14 protein-coding genes are annotated in these 19,256 nt (G+C 71.4%); 11 read left to right on the forward strand and 3 right to left on the reverse strand.

Annotated elements, in window-relative coordinates; translation table 11 throughout:
- Positions 1-137: 137 nt before the first annotated feature.
- Positions 138-1,142 carry a helix-turn-helix domain-containing protein gene (locus HNR67_RS23655; protein ID WP_185004393.1) on the reverse strand — a complete coding sequence of 335 codons (1,005 nt, stop codon included), beginning with the start codon at positions 1,140-1,142 and terminating at the stop codon, positions 138-140.
- 123 nt (positions 1,143-1,265) lie between these two features.
- On the opposite strand from HNR67_RS23655, the gene HNR67_RS46310 reads away from it, so the two are divergent.
- Entirely contained in the window at positions 1,266-3,329 is a 2,064-nt protein-coding gene (locus HNR67_RS46310; RefSeq protein ID WP_185004395.1) for a helix-turn-helix domain-containing protein, read from the forward strand.
- Here the strand turns inward: HNR67_RS46310 and HNR67_RS23665 are convergent.
- Entirely contained in the window at positions 3,326-3,574 is a 249-nt protein-coding gene (locus HNR67_RS23665) for a hypothetical protein (protein WP_185004397.1), read from the reverse strand. The two genes, HNR67_RS46310 and HNR67_RS23665, sit on opposite strands and share 4 nt — an antisense overlap.
- A gap of 173 nt (positions 3,575-3,747) precedes the next feature.
- Here HNR67_RS23665 and HNR67_RS23670 point away from each other — a divergent pair, with 173 nt between their 5' ends.
- Together HNR67_RS23670 and HNR67_RS23675 are read left to right on the forward strand one after the other, a co-directional pair.
- Entirely contained in the window at positions 3,748-6,492 is a 2,745-nt protein-coding gene (locus HNR67_RS23670) for a helix-turn-helix transcriptional regulator (RefSeq protein WP_185004398.1), read from the forward strand.
- Positions 6,493-6,697: 205 nt separating this feature from the next.
- Complete coding sequence (locus HNR67_RS23675; RefSeq protein ID WP_185004400.1) at positions 6,698-7,321, forward strand: helix-turn-helix transcriptional regulator; 624 nt, start codon at positions 6,698-6,700, stop codon at positions 7,319-7,321.
- A gap of 81 nt (positions 7,322-7,402) precedes the next feature.
- Here HNR67_RS23675 and HNR67_RS46315 read toward each other — a convergent pair whose 3' ends face one another.
- Complete coding sequence (locus tag HNR67_RS46315; protein WP_185004401.1) at positions 7,403-7,990, reverse strand: response regulator transcription factor; 588 nt, start codon at positions 7,988-7,990, stop codon at positions 7,403-7,405.
- Between the two features lie 441 nt (positions 7,991-8,431).
- On the opposite strand from HNR67_RS46315, the gene HNR67_RS23685 reads away from it, so the two are divergent.
- The 8 genes from HNR67_RS23685 (at position 8,432) to eccD (ending at position 19,254) form a co-directional block, all read left to right on the forward strand.
- Positions 8,432-8,752, forward strand: coding sequence for a WXG100 family type VII secretion target (locus HNR67_RS23685; RefSeq protein WP_185004403.1), 321 nt, complete (start codon positions 8,432-8,434; stop codon positions 8,750-8,752).
- A gap of 45 nt (positions 8,753-8,797) precedes the next feature.
- A complete protein-coding gene (locus HNR67_RS23690) occupies positions 8,798-9,100 on the forward strand; it encodes a WXG100 family type VII secretion target (protein WP_185004405.1) in 303 nt (100 codons plus the stop codon).
- Between the two features lie 92 nt (positions 9,101-9,192).
- Positions 9,193-9,606: a YbaB/EbfC family nucleoid-associated protein gene (locus HNR67_RS23695; RefSeq protein ID WP_185004407.1), complete on the forward strand. Its 414-nt coding sequence runs from the start codon at positions 9,193-9,195 to the stop codon at positions 9,604-9,606.
- 5 nt (positions 9,607-9,611) lie between these two features.
- Positions 9,612-10,052, forward strand: a complete 441-nt coding sequence (locus tag HNR67_RS23700) for a hypothetical protein (protein ID WP_185004409.1) — start codon at positions 9,612-9,614, stop codon at positions 10,050-10,052.
- A gap of 40 nt (positions 10,053-10,092) precedes the next feature.
- Positions 10,093-10,707, forward strand: coding sequence for a hypothetical protein (locus HNR67_RS23705; protein WP_185004411.1), 615 nt, complete (start codon positions 10,093-10,095; stop codon positions 10,705-10,707).
- A 71-nt stretch (positions 10,708-10,778) separates the two neighbouring features.
- Complete coding sequence (locus tag HNR67_RS23710; protein WP_185004412.1) at positions 10,779-13,814, forward strand: WXG100 family type VII secretion target; 3,036 nt, start codon at positions 10,779-10,781, stop codon at positions 13,812-13,814.
- A complete protein-coding gene (eccCa, locus tag HNR67_RS23715; protein ID WP_185004414.1) occupies positions 13,811-17,848 on the forward strand; it encodes a type VII secretion protein EccCa in 4,038 nt (1,345 codons plus the stop codon). Before HNR67_RS23710 ends, eccCa begins: the two co-directional genes overlap by 4 nt.
- The gene (gene eccD / locus HNR67_RS23720) at positions 17,845-19,254 is read left to right on the forward strand and encodes a type VII secretion integral membrane protein EccD (RefSeq protein WP_185004426.1); all 1,410 of its coding nucleotides are present in this window, start codon (positions 17,845-17,847) and stop codon (positions 19,252-19,254) included. The genes eccCa and eccD overlap by 4 nt, the downstream gene beginning before the upstream one ends.
- Positions 19,255-19,256: the final 2 nt, after the last annotated feature.

Raw genomic sequence — 19,256 nt, forward strand, 5'->3', positions numbered from 1 at the left:
GTTGACCCTTCCGGAAAGTGGTTCAGGTGACGCCCGATTGTGTTGCGCGGCAACAGGAGACCGGGAGCTTCCGGAGTTGTTCGGGCAAGACCTCTGCCCGAACCAGTCCGCCGAAGTGATCGGCGACGCGTGCCTGCTCAGCTCACGTCGAGGGCGGCGGCGAGCCATGCATCGCTCACCTCGCCTGCCGGATCCGGGTGCGGGGTCCCGTTGATGGCGGCCATCAACTCCAGGAACGGGTCGAACAGGCTGGTGAACTCGGCCGCCGCCCGCGCACCGGCCTGGCTGCCCGCGTCGGCGGGGTCGTAGTTGATCATGGAGTTCCGCAGTTCGGCCAGTCCTTCCGCGTTGACCGGCTGCCCGGTGGCGGTGGCGGTGAACTCACCGAGGGAGAACAGCAGGCGTTCGGCGATCTCCCTGGCCTTCGGGGTGTCCGGGGCCAGCCCGGACCGCTCCGCCTGCCAGGCCTCCACCTGGACCTGCCGCAGCTCCTCCGCACGGGCCATCCTCGGTGGCGCGGTCTGGTCCACCGCCCTTGGCGAGGCGAAGGCGGTGTGCAGGTACCGGCGCACCGCGTCGCGGAACTCCAGCCCCTGCACCAGATCGGCCAGCCTGATCCAGGCCTGGAGCTGCTCGGTGCTGGGCTCGGCCGGGAGCTGGGGCCGCAGCCGGTGCAGCTGCTCGGTGTAGGCGGGGTGCACGGTGAGTCCGGTGGTGACCTCCGTCCAGAAGGCGTCCAGCAGCTGGTTGCGGTGGTCGTCGGACATGGCGGCGAGGTTGTGCATGAGGGCTACCCGTTCAGTGGTGGTCGGCTGGTTCACGATGGTGCGCAGGACTGCCCGCCGGGCGTGCAGATCCCGCATCTGGCGCTCGATCAGCTCCAGATGGGTGGCGGCCAGCTCACCCAGGCTGGTCTCCTCGGCCAGCAGCTTGCGGATGTCCTCCAGGCCCGCACCCAGATCGCGCAGGGTGCGCACGAGGTCCAGCCGCGCGATGGCGCCGATGTCGTAGAACCGGTGTCCGCTGTCGGTCTGTCTGGTCGGCGCGATCACCCCGGCGTCGGCGTAGTACCTGATGGCACTCACGCTCAGCCCGGCCCGTCGCGCCGCGTCCCCGATGGGGTACAGCTCGTTCTCGTTCATGTCGTCCACTGTGGAACCTCAACCGACTTGAGATGCAACCCCCCTGAACAGGTTAATCCGACCACTTCGGGCACCGCCGCCCAGCGGACTAGGATCGGAGCCGACCTCAGGCGGGAGTGTGCGGTGACGGACACGCACTGGAGCAGATGGGCCGGGCCGAACGTCGAGGCCCTGCGCGCGGTCGCCGGTAGCCCCGACGACCTGGCGCCGACCGCGGCGGTGTTCGACGGACTGGGCGCCCACGCGGGCGCGGTGGCCGTCGCGGTGGCCGTGCTCGGCGAGGAGGTGCCGCTGCACGAGGCCGCGGAACTGGCCAGGCTGGGCCTGCCGGAGGTCCTCGCCGCGGTGGACGTGCTGACCGCGGCCGGTGTGCTGGTCAACCGGGTCCCGCTGTCCTTCCGGGAGCCCGGCACCGCCGACACCGTCCTGAATGGACTGTCGGTGGGCGCCAGGGTCACCGTGCGGTTGCGCGCGGCCGAACTGCTGCGCGCGCTGCCGGGGGCGGCCGAACGGACCGCGGACCAGCTGGTGCTGATCGGGCCGATCGGGCTGGACTGGGCGGGGGAGGCACTGGGCACCGCCGCCGCCCAGGCCCAGGACCGGGGCGATCTGCCCGCGGCGGCCGACTACCTGCGGCACGCGCTGCGTGAGCCGCTGCCGGTGGCCGAACGGGTGTCCTGCACCCAGCGGCTGGCCGCGATCCTGGTCGAGCGCGACCCGGTGGCGGCGATCGGCTGCCTGCTCCAGGAACTGCGCAGGCCGGACACCCCGGCCGAGGTCGAGGTCACCTGCGGACTGTTGCACCGCCTCATCGATCGGCTGCCCGGCACCGAGGACGCCCAGCGCCTGATCGAGGAGGCCGCGGACCAGGTGCGCAGGCAGGATCCGGCGGCGGCGGTGCGGCTGCTGCTGGCCGGGGCCAGGTCCGCGTTCTTCCGGCCCGGCGCGAAAGCCCGGCTGAGCAGGCTGGTGAGCTGGTTCACCGAGACCGGCCTGACCGGTGCGGCCGCCGAACGCGGACTGGCCGCGGTGCGGGTCTGCCTGGCCGCGCTGTGCGAACCCAGGGCAGGTGACGCGGTCGAGCTGGCCACCTCGGTGCTGGTGGCCGCCGACCTCCGGCGGGAGTGGGACACCTGCTGGCTCGCGCTCTCCGCCCTGCTGCTGGCCGGGAACGACGAGGCCACCGAACACGCTTGCCGGGGGCTGGAGGCAGCACTGCCGTTGGAGGGCGCTGACCTGGAGCGCTTCAGCTGTGTGGTGTACCGCGCGCACACCGTGCGACGGCGCGGGGATCTGCGCGCGACAGTGTCCATTGTGGACGGACTACTGGCCGACTGCGCGGAGCGCGGCCTGGCCAAGGACCATCCGATCGTGCTCGAGGCGGCGGCACTGCTGGCCGAGACCCTGGTGCACCGCGGTGCGCTGTGGCGGGCCGAACAGGTGCTCGCGGACCACGGCCTGGACGGCGAGGCCGGGCACACGATCACCGCGCTACGGGCCAGGAGCGCGGTGGCCCTGGCCAACGGCGATGTCGCGGCCGCGCTGTCCGCGCAGCTCGACTGCGGCAGGCTGGTCGACGGCTGGGCCGAACTCAACGCCGAACCGGCCACCTGGCGATTCGATCTGGTGGGGATCCTGCTCCGGTCCGATCGGCACGAGGAGGCGGTGGCCATGGCCAAGGCGGGGCAGGCCGCGGCCTCGGCCTGGGGCACCGTCCGCGCGCTGGGGTTCGGCGCCTACGGCCGGGCCCTGACCAGCCGGGGTGACATGCGGATGGCCCTGCTCGCCGAGGCGGTGCGCCTGTTCGAGGAGGCCGGTGCGGCGATGGCGGCGGCGCACGCCCGTTACGACCTGGCCCTGGCCCTGCGCGAGGCGGGTGCGGCCAGGGAACAGGAAGCCCTCCGTCATCTCGCCAGGGCCCGCGAGCTGTTCGAGCGCTGCGGCGGCGTGCCGGTGGCAGGCAGCGTGGAGGACCCGGCCGGTGCCCCGCCGCCCAGGGCGTTGCTCACCCCGCAGGAACGGCGGATCGCCCGGCTGGCCGCCGGTGGCCTCGGCAACGTCGAGATCGCCGCGGACCTGGGCCTGGCCCGCCGCACGGTCGAATTCCACCTCTCCAGCGTCTACCGCAAGCTGGCCATCACCGGGCGGCACGACCTGCTCGGCTGGACCGGCCCGGAGATCGGCTAGCGAGCGCGGTCCCGCACCAGGCGGAACGCCTCGATGTACTTGGGCAGTTCCCGCCGGGCCGCTTCCAGGCCGCGCTGTCGCGTGCTGCTGCCGCGCAGCAACAGGTGCACCGAGTCCAGGGTCCGGACCAGGTCGTCCACGATGGCCCCGGCCTGCTCCCGGCCCAGCGCGAGCCGCCCGTCCTCGGCCAGACGCAGGAAGAGATCGCCGGCCAGCCCGCTGTACCCGGTGTCGCTGCTCGCCATCTCTCCTCCAGTCGGTTCCGCGGTCAACCCGCCAGCAGTCCAGCACCCGCCGGCCGATCGGACCCGCGAAACCGGCCAGGTTGCCCGGAAAACCGGCCGGTATGCCCGAATACCCCCGTCGCGGTGCCCGCTTAGAAAGCATTGAAGCCCGGTCAGGTCGTAGGTTGCCTGGCATGGTGTCGCGGACCGCGATGGCGGTGTGGGTCGGCCGGGCGGCGGAACTCGGCGCGCTGGCCGCCGCGGTCGAGGGACTGGCCTGCGGCAACGGCGCGGCGCTCTGGATCGAGGGCGAGGCCGGTATCGGGAAGACCGCGCTGGTGGCCAGGGGACTGGCGCCCGCCCGCGCCGCCGGATACCAGGTGCTGACCGGGTTCGCCGAGCCACTCACCCGGCGCACGCCGTTGCAGGCGATCCTGGACCTGGTGCGGATCTGCCCGCGTTCGCCCGATCCGCGGCGGGCACGGATCGCCATCGCGTTGCGGGAGCGCCGGTTGGGGCCGGGCGAGCCTGCGGCGGACCGGGCCGCGGAGATCGAACTGGTCGCCGGGCTGGTGGCCGAGTTGTGCGTGGCCGGGCCGACCGTGCTGGCGCTGGACGACGTGCAGCACCTGGACGAGACCTCTTTCCTGCTGTGGCAACGATTGCTGCGGGTGGCCGACGAGCTGCCGCTGTTGCTGATCACCACCTGCCGCCCCGCGCCCCGCCGTCGCGAGCTGTGCGCACTGCGTGCGGCCGTGCTGCGGCACGGGAACTCCGTGCTATCGCTTGCACCGCTGACCGAACCGGAGGCGGCGGAGCTGGTGCGCGGACTGGCCGGGCAGCTGCCGGAGCGGGTGCGGGAACTGGCCATGGGCAATCCGCTCTTCCTGCGCGAACTGGCCGAGGCGGCCCGGTTCGACGGCCTGGCGCGGTTGCCGGCGGCACTCGTCGAGCGGCTGGTGCCCGAGGGATCGGTCGAGGTCCTGCGGATGGCCGCGGTGCTGGGCGAGGCGTTCGCGGTCACCGAGGTGCTCGCGCTGACGCGTACCGCCGCCGCGGAACTGGCGCCGGTGCTGCGGGAGGCGGTGGACGCGGGGATCCTGCTGGACCGGGGCAGTCACCTGGAATTCCGGTATCCGCTGATCCGGCAGGCGCTCTACGATGCTCTGCCGACCGCGTTGCGGGCCGCCCTGCACCGGGAGGCGGCCCAGGTGCTGGCGGCCACCGGGGGTGACCTGCCGCGGGTGGCCGGACAGTTGCTCGCCGCCGGGCAGCCGGGGGACGCGTGGGCGCGGGAATGGCTGGCGGCGCAGGCGACCGTGCTGGTCGGGCGGGCGCCGGAACTGGCGATCGAGTTGCTCACCCGGGATGTCGAACACGCCCCCGCGCCCGATGAGCACGGCGCGATCCTGTTGCTGGCACTGGCCTGGGCCGAGCTGAGCGCGGGCCGGTACGAGCAGGCGGTGCCGCGGGCCCGGCACGGCGTGGCGGTGGCGCCCAGGGCAGGGCAGCGGGCCGAGATGTGCTTCGTGCTGGCGCGATCGCTGTTCGGCCTTGGCCGCGGCACCGAGGCGGTCACGGCGGTGCGCCAGATGCTCTCCCGCAACGACCTGCCGGTGATCTGGCGGTCCCGGTTGCTGGCCTCGCTGGCCATGTTCCAGCGGGCGGGTGCGGGCGAGGTCGAGGCCGCCGAGCACAGCGCGACCCAGGCCCTGCACCTGGCCGAGAGCGCGGGCGACCCCTTCGGCACCGCCTACGCGCTGATCGTGTTGTGGGCCAACTGTTCCGTCCGCCGCGACCACGGCACCGCACTGGCCACTGTGGACCGTGCGCTGGCCGAGCTGCGCACCGGAGGCGAGCACGCCGACCTGCGGGCCTACGCCGAGGACGCGCGCCTGCTCACCCTGCAGAACCTGGACCGCTGGGCCGAGGCCGCCCAGGCGCCGGTGGCCGGGGTGAGCGCGGCGGTGCTGCGGTACTGGCTCGGCCGCTGGTCCGAGGCACTGGCCGAACTCGGCCCGGCCCTGGCCGACTTCAGCCACGCGGGACTGCGCGATCCGGGCCCCGCCCTGTGCCGGCACGGGGTTTCCGCGTTGATCGCCGCCCGCCGGGACCACCGCGAGGCCGCCGAGGAACACCTGCGTGCCGGGGCCGCGTTGCCGATCACCACCGCCGGGGACCGGGAGAACCGGGATTTCCTGGTGCTGGCGCGGAGTGTGCTGCTGGAACAGGACGGTGAACCACGCGCGGCCCTGGCACTGCTGGCCGAACTGCTGCTGGCGCGCCGTCCCGGCGAGATGTCGCTGAGCCACCAGTGGCTGCCCGATCTGCTCCGCCTGGCCACCGAACTCGCCGAGCCGGACCTCGCTCTGGCCGCGCTGACCGCCTGCCGGGCGGAGGCCGGGGCCGAGACCACTCCCGGCCGGGCCGGTGTGGCCCTGCAACGCTGTCAGGGCCTGTTCGACCGTGATCCAGGGCCGTTGCGGGCCGCCGTCGAGCACTACCGCGCGGTCGGCGCCGCGGTCGACCTGGCCGCGTCCCTGGAGGACCTGGCCGTGGTGCTCGCCATCGGCGGGGAACCGGGCCAGGCAAGGGAAGCACTGCACGAGGCCGTCACCCGCTACCGCGAGTGTGCCGCCGAGTGGGACATCCGCCGCGCCGAGGGCAGGTTGCGCGAACACGGTGTCCGCCGGGGTGTGCGTGGCCGCAGGGGCGGGCGCGAGGTCTCCGGCTGGGACGCGTTGACCCGCACCGAACTGCGGATCGCCGACCTGGTCGCCGACGGGCAGTCCACGCCGGGCATCGCGGCGGGGCTGTACCTGTCGCCGCGCACGGTGCAGACTCACATCTCGCACATCCTGGCCAAACTCGGTGTGCGCAGCCGGGTGGAGATCGCCGGTGAGGTCTTCCGCCGCCGCGAGGGCGCTGAGGTCGGATGATCACCCGGGACGACACCGGGAGTACTCCGCAGGTGCCACCACGGGGTGCCGCGGCTGGTCGGCGGTCGCCGCCTGGAAAGCCCGGTACCGGCCTGGTTCTCGCAGGTTGTCCCGGTGTCGCTGGGCAGGTGTCCGATGGCTGATGTCTCCGGCGCCGGTGCCCGCCAGGATGGTCAGGTTGCCGCAGAGGTGTGGGGAGAGCGCAGTGCGAGCCATTCGTGTCACGGTGCACGCACCGGATCCGCTCACCGCCGACGGCATCCTCAGCACCCTGGCCGCCCAGCCGGAGTTCCTGGTCGAGCCGGGCATCGAGTCCGCGCCCGCCGAGGTCAGGGTGGTCGCCACCGACGCGCTCACCCCCGACCTGCTGTCCCTGCTGCGCCGGGTGGCAGGCGAGGACGGGGCGCCGGTGGTGCTGGTGGTGGAGAAGCTGGAGGAGTCCCAGCTGCTGGCCGCGGTGGAGTGCCGGGTGGTCGCGGTGCTGCCAAGGGCGGCGGCCACCGGTGACCGGCTGGTGCACGGCGTGCGCGCGGCCGCCGCGGGCGGGGGAGTGCTGCCGCCCGCGATGCTCGGCGAACTGCTCAAGCACGTGGAGCGGATGCAGCGGGATCTGCTGGCGGCCAAGAGCGTGAACGCCGCCGGGCTGAGTTCGCGCGAGGTGGACGTGCTGCGGTTGCTGGCCGACGGCTGGGACACCGCGGAGATCGCCGCCCAGCTCTGCTATTCCGAACGCACCGTGAAGAACGTCGTTTTCGGCCTCGCCCAGCGGCTGAAGCTGAACAGCAGGACGCACGCGGTGGCCTATGCGCTGCGGGCCGGGATGATCTGAGCCCGCGCCCCTGGTAAAAAGGATCAGCCACCGGTCGAATGCGACCGGTGGCTGATCTTTGGTTTTCCAGGGCGGGCCGGTTCAGATCATTCCGGTGCGGATGGCGTAGGCCACCAGGTGCGCCCGGTTGCGCAGGCTCAGCCGGCTGGTCATTCCGTACAGCACGTTTTTCACCGTGCGCTCGGAGTAGCAGAGCTGTTCGGCGATCCGATTGGTGTCCCAGCCTTCGGCGAGCAGGCGCAGCACGGCCTGTTCCCGGTCATTCAGCACGTTCACCTCGACCTGACCCTGCTGGCCGAAATGGGTGGCGGCCCGGTCGGCCAGCATGGTCTGCAGGCTGGCCGGGCTGACCTCGGTGCGCTCGCTGGCCGCGGCCACCGCGGCGAACAGGTCCTCCGAGGTGGCCGAGTTGCGCGGCAGCACCTCCACCACCTGCTGCTCGACCAGCAGGCGCAGGTTGTCCACCTGGCTGGTGACCAGCACGGTCGGCGTGTCCCGGTCCACCGTGGGACAGCCCCGGCGCAGCAGCGCCACCGCGGACGGGGTGCCGAACCTGGTGGCCACCACCACGACGTCGGCGGTGCCCGTGTCGTCCAGAACCCGCAGCTCAGGGTGGCATTCCAGCCTGGTCCGCAGCCCTCGCCTGCTCAGCCAGTCGGTCGCGTTCACCGCTACCCTGATCGGCGGCGAAGACCGGGAAATCGAATTCCCATTCTCTGCTCGCGAGGTGATCTCCGTGCCGATCAAGTCCGGATTCAGCAGATTATGCGGCGGCATTCTCCGATGGTCACATGCGATCGGGTGAACTACCTGGCCAGGGTGAACGCGGTCATAGGTTTGTCACAGTTGCCCGCTCGGGCAGGTGCCGGGGTTCCTTCGGGCAACACGGTAGGCGATTTTCCGCAATGTCCGGAAATGGTGGAAAATCGACCAGGTCCGACGTTGCTTCGGTGCCTTGTTGTCGGTCAGATCGGGCAGCCAGGCAGCTCATTTGTACATGTCTAGACCATGCGCGTTGTGCTTGATGCATTCATCAGGTCTCCTGGCGGCGAAGCGGCTTCGTGTGAAGTGGCATCGTTCACTAAGGGAGATGGTTTTTCCATGGCAGGTGTGTCAACAACAACCCCGGGAATGCTGCAGGCCGCTGGGCACCTCGGCGACACCCAGAGCGTCGCGCGCAACGGCATGAACACGGTGTCCGGCGCCCTCGCGAGCCTGAAGTCCACCTGGACCGGCCGTGCCTGCGAGGCCTACGACGCCTCGATGAATGCGTGGATGGACGACTGCAAGCTCATCGTCCACAAGCTCGGCGAGATGATCGAGATGATGAACGGCAACCGCAAGGTCATCACCGAGGGCGAGCAGGCCAACGCGGACACCGCGGCCCGGATCCCGGTCGGCGCGGGCGGCGGCGGCCTCCCCGGCGTCTGAGCGCGTCATTCCCTTACCCCGTCAGCGAAACGAGAGGACAGCGCCTTGCCCACCTATACCTTCAACCGGGGTATGGCCGACTCGGTCCGCGACCAGATGGCCGCGATCACCAAGCAGCTGCAGAACGAGCTGGAGAACATGCACCAGCAGATCACCAGCACCCTGCAGGACTGGCAGGACGGCGCCAAGGACCAGTACCTGACCGCCAAGTCGCAGTGGGACGCGGCCGCCCAGCGCATGCCGCACAGCCTCAACGCCGCGGAGACCGCGCTGCAGCAGATCACCGAGGGCTACCTGAAGGTTGAGCACACCGGCATGAACGCCTGGGGTGGCTACAGCGTCAAGTGAGGTCAGGAGCACCGTCGAGGCGAAGCCACCCGGCGGTGCTCCGCTCATGACGGAAACCGTTTCACGCCAAGGAAAATCGTTGGGAGGCACCGGTGTCCACGCCGCGATCGGAGCAGACCGAACAGCTCTACGCGCAGTACCGCAGGCAGTTCGACCAGGTGCGGGAGACCCAGCGGCTGCTCGGTGAGATCTCCTGCACGGTGTCCGCGCCACGCAACACGGTGTCGGTCACCGTCGGGCACGGCGGTGTGGTCAAGGACATCGCCTTCCCCACCGGCGCGTACAAGAACATGGCGCCGAGGGAACTGACCGCCGCCCTGCTCGACACCCTGCGCAAGGCCCAGGACCAGGCCACGCACGCGGCCGCGGAGCTGCTCGCGCCGAGCCTGCCCGAGGGCGTTGACGCGCACAAGTTGTTCAGCGGCAAGCTGGATCTGCAGGAACTGATGTCGGCCGAACCACGTCCGGGCACCGATTCCGGTGACCGCGCCAAGAGCGGGGAGTGACCCCGGTGTCGACCAGGCAACCCGCTCCCGGCGGTGGTGCCGGGGACGTCGCCGCGCCAAAGCCCCCGGCGGGCGGCGGTGACCGCGCGGACCTGGGTGGTGGCGGGGAGGACATCAGGTTCGACACCGACGCCCTGGCCGGCGCTGCGGAGAACTTCCGGCACCTGGGCGTGGCCTTCGCCCAGTTCGGCGGGCAGTTCGGCGAGTTGCTCAGCCATCCGCCACTGGTCAACGGCGAGACGGACGAGACATGGGACAAGTTCCAGGGTGAGTACACCAAAGGCGTGAACTCGGTCATCAACGTCCTGTACGCCATCGGCACCGCGGTCGGCACGACCGCGGAATCCATGGGAGCGCTGGGAAAGCTCGCCGCGGAAGCGGAGCAACAGGGCGAAGCGGTGGCGGTGGACCTTGGCCGGAAGCTGCCAAAGGGCAAGTCCGGCTGATCGCGAGCACGACCTCACCAGAGACAACAGGAGCGCGGGAGTGGCAAGCAAGAGGGACGAGATCAAGGGGATGTCGGCGAAGGACTACGACATCAACACCAAGGCCGACCCGGCCTGGGGCGGGCTTTCCGACGGCGATGTCGGCAAGAGGTTCCCGCCGCCGCCGGTGCCGTCCACAGAGGACGGTTCGGGTTCGGGCACGCGGGTCAGCACGGAGGCGCTGAAGGAGTTCGCGACGAACATCCGCTCGCTGATCCCGCCGTTGAAGGACGTGCTGCACAAGATCAGGGAGACCAAGCTCGCGCCAGGGGTGTTCTACGACGCCTTCGACCTGGTGAAGAAGGTGACCGGGTCCAAGACCGGGGACAGCTCGGGCGGGGTGACCTCGATCCAGCACGCCACCGAGAAGTTCACCATGAACGCGATCAACGCGATCACGCAGGCGGCCGAGGAACTCGAGAAGCTGGCCACCGCGTACGCGACCACGGAGGAGCTGAACTCCGCCACCGGCAAGGATCTCGGCGAGCACATCGAGAACGCCAGGCAGCGCATCATCTCGATGGTCGGCGGCGCGGGCGCGGTCGGTGGCGGCGGGATCGGCGGCGCCGGTGATGGTGCCAAGGGTGGTGGCGGGGAGGACTCCCGCACCAAGTGACCCTCGCCCGCTGACCCCGCGTTCCCCCTGCACCCCGCGGTCCGCTCCGCCCTGGACGAAAGCTCTGGACAATGGCTGACGAATCAAACGACCAGTCCAAGAACACCGGTTTCAAGGTCGTCGACGGCGCGGTCGTCGCCACCGGCGATGGCTCGCAGACCATGTCCAGGGCGGACTACGACTCCTGGGACTGGAAGACCATCAAGGCCGCCATCCACGGGGTGGCGGGCGGGCACGGCAAGAAGGCCGTGCACGAGCTGGACGGCAAGTCCGATCCCAGCACCCTGTGGAATGCCGCGCTGACCTTCCAGGAGGCCAGGGTGGTGCTGACCATGGTGGGCAACAGCATCCGGGACCAGGCCGAGGCGCTGGCAGGCGAAGGCCGTCCCTGGCAGGGCGAGGCCGCGACCGCGTTCCTGGGTCTGATGACCCCGTTCGCCAAGGCGTTCCTGCAGCAGGCCGAGCAGATCGGCGGCGGACCGTCCGGAATGGACCCGGTGCCCGAGCAGTTGTGGTCGGCAGGCAACTACCTCGAATGGGCGCGTCGCACCGTGCACGACATCGACGTGCACTACGCCGCCGAGACCCGGCGCATCGCGGCGGAGACCCAGGCACACCACTACGGCATCGACATCACCTTGGAGAACAACAAGACCAAGGTCAGCGAGTTCCCACTGGTCGTGGAACAGATGACCAAGGACATGCGGTCGGTGCTGAAGACCCTCGCCGGGAACTACCAGGAGAAGCGGTTCGACACCGAGTTGCAGAAGGTGCCGACCCCCGATCCGCTCGGCGGCGGGCTGGGCGGGCCGAACAAGCTGGGGCTGGACCACCTGCCGCCGCCCGAGCTGAAGTCCGGTCCGCCGCTGAGCCCGGCGCTGGCCATCAAACCGCCGTCGGAGGTGACCGGCCCGCCGTTGAACCCGGCCTTCGCCATCAAGCCGCCGGGTGGTGGCAAGGGACCGGGGGAGCACGCCGGGCGTGATTTCACCGCCAGTGCCCCGCCCGGTTTCCACGCTGGTTCGCCGCCCGGTGGCGGGGGGATCGGCGATCGGGCGCCGAGCGAGTTCACGCCGAAGAGCGTGCCAGGGTCCGGTGGGGCTGGGCCGAACACGCCCGGCCACAGCGGCTCGATGCCGCCGTTCTCGCCGACGCTCGCCCACGTCCCGATCAGCAAGCCGGGCAGCGGCAACCCCGGCCTGCCCGGGTCAGCGCCGAAGAGCCTGCCCGGTGGTGCGGGGCTGAAACCGCCGGTGCACAACAACTCGGTCGCGCCACCGTTGCCCTTCCTGCCGACCCCGCCGCCGGGCTCCGCCGGTGGCCCCAGGTCGCCGGGCAGCAGCACGCCGTCCCCCCGGTCGCCGGGTGCGGTGTCCCCGCCGCCCAAGTTGCCGGGTTCGGTCACCCCGCCCCCCAAGCTGCCGGGCAGTGACCTGCCGTCCCGCTTCCAGCCGACGCCGCCGCCCGATGGGGTCAAACCGCCGTCGCTGCCCGAGCCGCACAAGCCGCCCGCACCGGAGCTGCACAAGTGGACCGGCGACAAGCCGCCCGGCGGGCAGAACCTGCCCAACCCCAAGGACTGGGCCGCGGGCAACCACCCCGACGCGCCCAAGCTCTCCGACCGTCGAGAGGCCCCCGTGGCCCCGCCGATGCCGTTCCACCCGGGCTCGGGTCCGGGGACGGGCGGTCTGCCCGGTGGCGGCATCGTGGACCGGCACGGCTCGCACGGGCCGATCGGTGACGGCAAACCCTGGCAGAGCCCTAAGATGCCCGGCCTGGGTGATCCGCAGATGCCGTCCAACCCGCAGAAGGACTGGGTCGCGCCGGGTGCGTTGAAGCCCAATTCGCCTGGTATGCCGATGATGCCGCCGCCGGGGATGCCGATGGCTCCCGGTGGTGGTGCGCCCGGTGGTGCCGGTGGCGGGGATCGGTCGGATTCCTCCGGGTTGATCGGTGGTGAGGTCAAGCCGTGGAAGGGGCCTGGTGCGCCGGGATTGGGTGATCCGCGTGGGGTGGACACTCCGGCGGTTGTCGGGAAGGAGCGGGTGGTCGTACCGGGTGTGTCGTTGCCTGATCCGCCCGGTGTGCCGACGATGCCGCCCGGCGCGCCGGTTGCTCCCGGTGGTGGTGCCCCGCATGCGGAGATCAAGCCCTGGAAGGGGCCGGAGGCGCCCGGGGTGGGGGTGCACACTCCGCCGGTCGCGGGGAAGGAGTGGGCTGCCGGGCCGGGTGGGGCGTCGCCGAGTCCGGCCGGCGCGCCGATGATGCCGCCGCCGGGCACGCCGGTTGCTCCCGGTGGTGGTGCGCCCGGTGGTGCCGGTGGCGGGGATCGGTCGGATTCCGCCGGGCTCATCGGCGGGGAGGTCAAGCCGTGGCAGGCCCCCGAGGCTCCTGGGCTGGGTGATCCGCGTGGGGTGGACACCCCGGCGGCCGCCGGGCAGGAGTGGGCTGCCGGGCCGGGGGCGAAGTCGCCGGATCCGGCCGGGATGCCGATGATGCCGCCACCCGGGATGCCGACGGCTCCGGGTGGTGACTCGAAGAGTGAGCGGTCGGACGCCTCCGGGTTGATCGGTGGCGAGGTGAAGCCCTGGGAGGCCCAGGAGGTGGCTGGACTGGGTGACCCGCGTGGGGTGGACACCCCGGCCGGCGCCACCGCGGAGTGGGCGGTTGGCGGCGAGGAGCGGATCGCGGTGGTCGCGCCCGCGGAGAACGAGGAGGACACCAGCTCCTGGGACCTCCCGGTGGCCGGCAGTCTGTTCGGGCTCGGTGGGCTGGCCGGGCAGCGGGCGGAGCGGGGCGAGGAGCCCGAGGCGCCGGAGTACACGTTGCGGGAGAACACGGCCTGGGCGCACAGCGGGGTTTCCGCCTCCGCCCGCGCCACGCGTGCACCCGAATCCGACCGGGCCGCGGATCCCGCGTTGTTCCTGCCCCGGCCGTTCGAGCCGGACGAGCAGGGCACGTGCAGTGCGGAGGACCCCGCGGTGGCGGAGGTCGAGCCCGAGCCGACCGAGGAGGAGGCGCCCGAACGCACGGCCGCCGATCTGCTCCGGCGGGACAGCAGTGCCTGGGGCGCACCGAAAGCGGCGGCTCCGGGAGTGATCGGATGAGCACGGTCACGGTCAAACGCGGGCCCCGGGTGGCGGGGCCGGAACTGCCCGAGGGGGAGGAGGAACTCCAGGAACCGCCGGTGATGCCGGAGCCGGCGGCGCGGGATCTCAGCTCGGTGCTGATGTTCATCCCGATGGCCATGGGGCCGTTGGTGATGATCCTGATGTTCTCCTCGGCGGGCGGTGGCGGCGCGTCACCGCTGATCCTGATCATGGCCGGGGCGATGGGCATCGGCATGGTCGCGATGGGGATCACCCAGTTCCTGCGGGATTCCATGGAGCGCAAGCGCAAGCTCAACGCCGAGCGCCGGGACTACCTGCGCTACATCGGCCAGCTGCGCCGCAAGGCGCGGGAAAGCTCTGAGGCGCAACGCAAAGCCGTGGTGTGGAACAACCCCGCGCCGTCCGGGCTGTGGTCGCTGGCCGGTGGTCCCCGGCTGTGGGAGCGGCGGGGCAGTCACGACGACTTCGCCAGGGTGCGGCTCGGACTGGGCACCCAGCAGGCGGTCATGGAGTTCACCCCGCCGGCCACCAAACCGATCGAGGACCTGGAACCGCTGTCGGCGATCTCGTTGCGCCGCTTCAGCGAGACCTACCGGACGGTGACCGGCATCCCGATCCCGGTGGGGCTGCGCAGTTTCACCAGCGTCGAGTTCGCCGGTGACCCGGACGCGGTGGCCGGGCTGCTGCGCGCCATGCTCGGCCAGCTGGTCAGTTTCCACGCCCCGGACGAACTGCGGATCGCCGTGCTGACCGGAGCACGCAACCAGTCCGAGTGGGACTGGGTGAAATGGCTTCCGCACACCGCGCACCCGGTCGCCCACGACGCGGCCGGGCCCCTACGTCTGCTCTCCTGCGAGCACGACGAGCTGCTCGACCTGCTCGGCCCCGAGGTGCTCTCCAGGGGTGATCACGACAAGAGCGTGCTGCCCGGCGCGGCTGAGCCGTTCGTGGTGATCCTGGCGCACCTGGCCGCCATCCCTGCGCACTCCCCGCTGCTGGGACCGGGACTGCGCAACGTGGTCCTGCTGGACGCCACCGGGGAGCTACCCGGTGGCGCCAAGGTGCTGCGGCTGACCTGTCAGGACGGCCGGGTGTCCTACCCCGCCGACACCGACACCGGTTCGGCCACCTGCGATCAGCTCAGCCCGGTGCAGGCCGAGACCCTGGCCCGGCTGCTGGCGGCCAAGCGCACCAGCGGCACGGTGGACATCGTGGACCGGCCGTTCGAGAACGACTTCGAGCTGACCACCCTGCTCGGCATCCGCGATGTGCACACCTTCGATGTGGCCGCGCAGTGGCGGCAGAAAACCCCGCAGCGGGCCAGGTTGCAGGTGCCGATCGGGGTCACCGAGGACGGCGAGGTGGTCGAACTCGACCTCAAGGAGTCCGCCCAGGGCGGCATGGGACCGCACGGGATGCTCATCGGGGCAACGGGTTCGGGCAAGAGCGAACTGCTGCGCACCCTGGTCTGCGCGCTCGCGGCCACCCACTCCTCCGAGGTGCTCAACCTGGTCCTGGTCGACTTCAAGGGCGGCGCGACCTTCCTCGGCATGGACAAGCTGCCGCACACCTCGGCGGTGATCACCAACCTGGCCGACGAACTGCCCCTGGTCGACCGGATGCAGGACTCGCTCAACGGGGAGATGACCCGTCGCCAGGAGATCCTGCGGGAGAGCGGGTACTCCTCGCTGTTCGACTACGAGAAGGCGCGCACCACCGGTGGCCAGCTCACCCCGCTGCCCACCCTGCTGGTGATCGTGGACGAGTTCAGCGAACTGCTGGGCAGCAAACCGGAGTTCATGGAGCTGTTCGTCTCCATCGGGCGGCTCGGCCGCTCACTCGGCGTGCACCTTCTCCTTGCCTCGCAACGACTTGACGAAGGCCGCATCCACCGGGTCGAGGGGCACCTGTCCTACCGGGTCGCGCTGCGCACCTTCTCCTCGATGGAATCCCGCAGCGTCATCGGGGTCGCCGACGCCTACGAACTGCCGCCTGGGCCTGGCAACGGCTACCTCAAGATCGACACCACCACGCTGATCCGGTTCAAGGGCGCCTACGTCTCCGGCCCCTGCCGGACCACCGCGCCCACCGGCGGTCCTGGCGCCGAGGCGGAGATCGTGGCCGGTGAGGTCGCGCCCTTCTACACCCAGCCCAACCCGCGGCAGCACGAGATCCGCGCCGCCGAGACCGAGCCGGAGCAGGAGGAGACCGCGGCGGTCGAGGCCGAAGCCGCGGCCGAGGACGCGCCGAGCCTGGCCGAGGTGCTCATCGGCAGGCTGGCCGGCGCGGGCCCGGCCGCCCGCCAGGTGTGGCTGCCGCCGCTGTCGCACTCGCCCAGCCTGGACTCGATGCTGCCCAGCGTGGTGCCACACCCCGACCTCGGCATGACCGTGGACGATCCGGCGGTGCGGTCCCGGCTGCGGGTGCCGGTCGGCCTGGTCGACCTGCCGTATGAGCAGATGCGCGAACTGCTGGTGGCCGACCTCTCCGGCGCGGACGGGCACGTCGGCGTGGTCGGCGCGCCGATGACCGGCAAGTCCACCCTGCTGCGCACGCTCATCCTCGGCCTGGCGCTGACGCACACCCCGGAGGAGATCCAGTTCTACGGCCTGGACTTCGGCGGCGGCGGGCTGATGTCGATCAGCGGACTGCCGCACGTCGGCTCGGTGGCCACCCGGATGGACCGCGACCGGGTGGTGCGCACCCTGTCCGAGGTCGTGCAGGTGATGGAGATGCGCGAGTCCCGGTTCGCCGAACTGGGTTTCGAGTCCATGGCCGACTACCGCCAGGCTCGGCGCGAGGGCCGGGTCGAGGACGCGCACGGCGAGGTGTTCCTGGTCATCGACGGCTGGTTCACCCTGCGCCAGGACTTCGGCGACCTGGAGACCAAGCTGACCGAGATCGCCGCCCGCGGCCTGTCCTACGGCGTGCACCTGGTGGTCTCCTCCACCCGCTGGTCGGAGATCCGGCCCTGGCTGCGGGATGTGCTGGGCACCCGGTTCGAGCTGCGGCTGGGCGACGCGATGGAGTCGGAGGTGCAGGGCCGCAAGGCCGCCACCGTGCCGAACCAGCCGGGTCGCGGCCTGACCAGCTCGGGCTGTCACTTCCTGGCCGGCCTGCCCCGGCTGGACGGGATGTCCGATGTGGACGATCTGGCCGCGGCCACCAAGTCCATTGTGGAGGAAGTGCGGATCTTCTGGCCCGGCCGCAGCGCACCGGGTGTGCGGTTGCTGCCGACCAAGCTGCCGATGGTGGAACTGCCGCGCTCCCAAGGGGATCTGCGATTCTGCCTGGGCCTGGACGAGCAGCGGCTCAACCCGGTCTGGCACGATTTCAACACCACCCCGCACCTGTTCATGCTCGGCGACGCCGAGACCGGCAAGACCAACGCGCTGCGGTTGCTGCTGCGCCAGATCGTGGCAGGCCACGGCCCGGACGAGGCGAAGATCGTGCTGGGTGACTCCCGCCGCGACCTCGACGAGATCGTGCCGGATGCCTACCGGGTCGGCCACGCGATCAGCGCGGAGGCGTTGACCGAACTGGCGAACAAGGCCGCGGTGTCCCTGCACCGGCGGGTGCCCGGCGCGGACATCTCCTCCGAACGCCTGCGCAGGCGGGACTGGTGGCAGGGTCCGCAACTGTTCGTGGTGGTCGACGACTACGAGTTGTTCGGCGGCGGGATGGCCATGGGCACCCCGCTGGACACCCTGCTGCCGCTGCTGGCCCAGGGCGTGCACATCGGCTTCCATCTCATTCTCGCCCGCAGCAGCGCGAACGCCCTGCGCGGCATGATGGATCCGCTGCTGCGGCGGCTGTGGGAACTGGGCAGCCCGGCGCTGTTGTTCTCCTACCCCAAGGAGGAGGGCAAGTTCCTCGGCGAGGCCCCGCCGCGCACGCTGCCGCCCGGCCGCGCCCAACTGGTCACCCGGCGCGGGATCCGGCTGATCCAGACCGGTTACGTACCGGTGGAATCCACCCAGCACAACGACCCGGTCGCGGTGAGCGCCTGGCCGGGGAAGGCGGAGCGATGAGCGCCACCAGGAACGCGGAACTGTGCCGGGTCACGGTGTTCGGCCCCAGCGGCCGGGCCGATCTCGCGGTGCCGGTCACCACCACGGTCTCGGCCCTGCTGCCGACCCTGGTCCAGCACGTGCTCCGGGAGGCCGAACGCGCCCCGGCGGGCGATGAGGCCGGGGCCTGGGTGCTGCAACGGCTCGGCGAGGCCCCGTTCGACGCCGACGGCACCCCGGCGACCCTGGACTGGCTCGACGGCGAGCGGCTGCACCTGCTGCGGGCCGAGGAAGCCTTGCCGGAACTGGACTTCGACGATATCGCCGACGGCATGGCCACCGCGGTCAGCCGCCAGGGCAACCGGTGGAACGAGAAGGTCAACCGCACCCTGTTCCTCAGCCTCACCGGCGCGCTGCTCGGCGTGATCGGGGTGTCGCTGTTCAGCAACGCCAGTGGGCTGCTCGCCGCGATCGTCGCGGGGGAGCTGGCGCTGGTGCTGTGCGTGGCGGCCACCGTCGTCGCGCGGATGCTGGCCGACCGGGCACTGGCCGGGGTGGTGGGCACCGCGGGCTGCCTGTTCGCCGCGCTCTGCGGCGCGCTGGCCGCCGAGGGCGTGGCCGGGACACTGGCGCTGGCGCCGTTCGGGGTGCTGGTGGGCGCGCTGACGCTGACCGGGGTCTCGGCGGCCCTGCTGCTGACCCAACGGCTGCTGGCGCCGGACCTGCCGATCGTGCCCTTCGGCTGCGCCGCGGTGGCCGGTCTTGGCGGGATCCTCGCGATGTGGCTGCACCTGGGGGTCGGCCTCACCCCCACCCAGAACGCGGTGGTGGTGGCCACCACCTTCTTCCTGCTGACCCTGGCCGCGCCCAAACTGGCCACCCGGACGGCCCGGCTGCGCGGACCGCAGTTGCCGCGCACCGCCGAGGAACTCAAGATCGACGTGGCGCCCGAGCCCGCGGCCGAGGTGGTCGCCCAGACCGGGCACGCCGACCGCTACCTCAGCGTGCTGGCCATTGGTTCGGCCACGGTCATCGCGGTGGCCCTGTGGTACCTGCTGGCCGCGCCCACCTGGCTGGACCACACCCTCGCCGGGCTGCTCGCGGTGCTGGTGCTGTTGCGCGCCAGGGAGTTCCTCAACATCGGCCAGCGCACCGGACTCGCGCTGGCCGGATCCTGGGGCCTGGCGCTGTTCGCGCTGTCCCTGCTCGCCGAGTGGACCGATCTGTGGCGGGTGGTCGGGGTGGCCGCGTTGCTGGGCGGTGTGCTGCTGCTGGTGCTGGCCGCGCTGCGCCCCGCGCACCGCAGGCTGCTGCCGATCTGGCCGCACACCGGCGATGTGGCCGAGAAGCTGCTCGCGCTCGCGCTGATCCCGTTCCTGATGCACGCGCTGGGTGTTTTCGCCTGGGCGCGTGGATTGGCCGGGTGAGC

The sequence above is a fragment of the Crossiella cryophila genome (genome assembly GCF_014204915.1).
In the GTDB taxonomy this organism is placed as follows: Bacteria; Actinomycetota; Actinomycetes; order Mycobacteriales; family Pseudonocardiaceae; genus Crossiella; species Crossiella cryophila.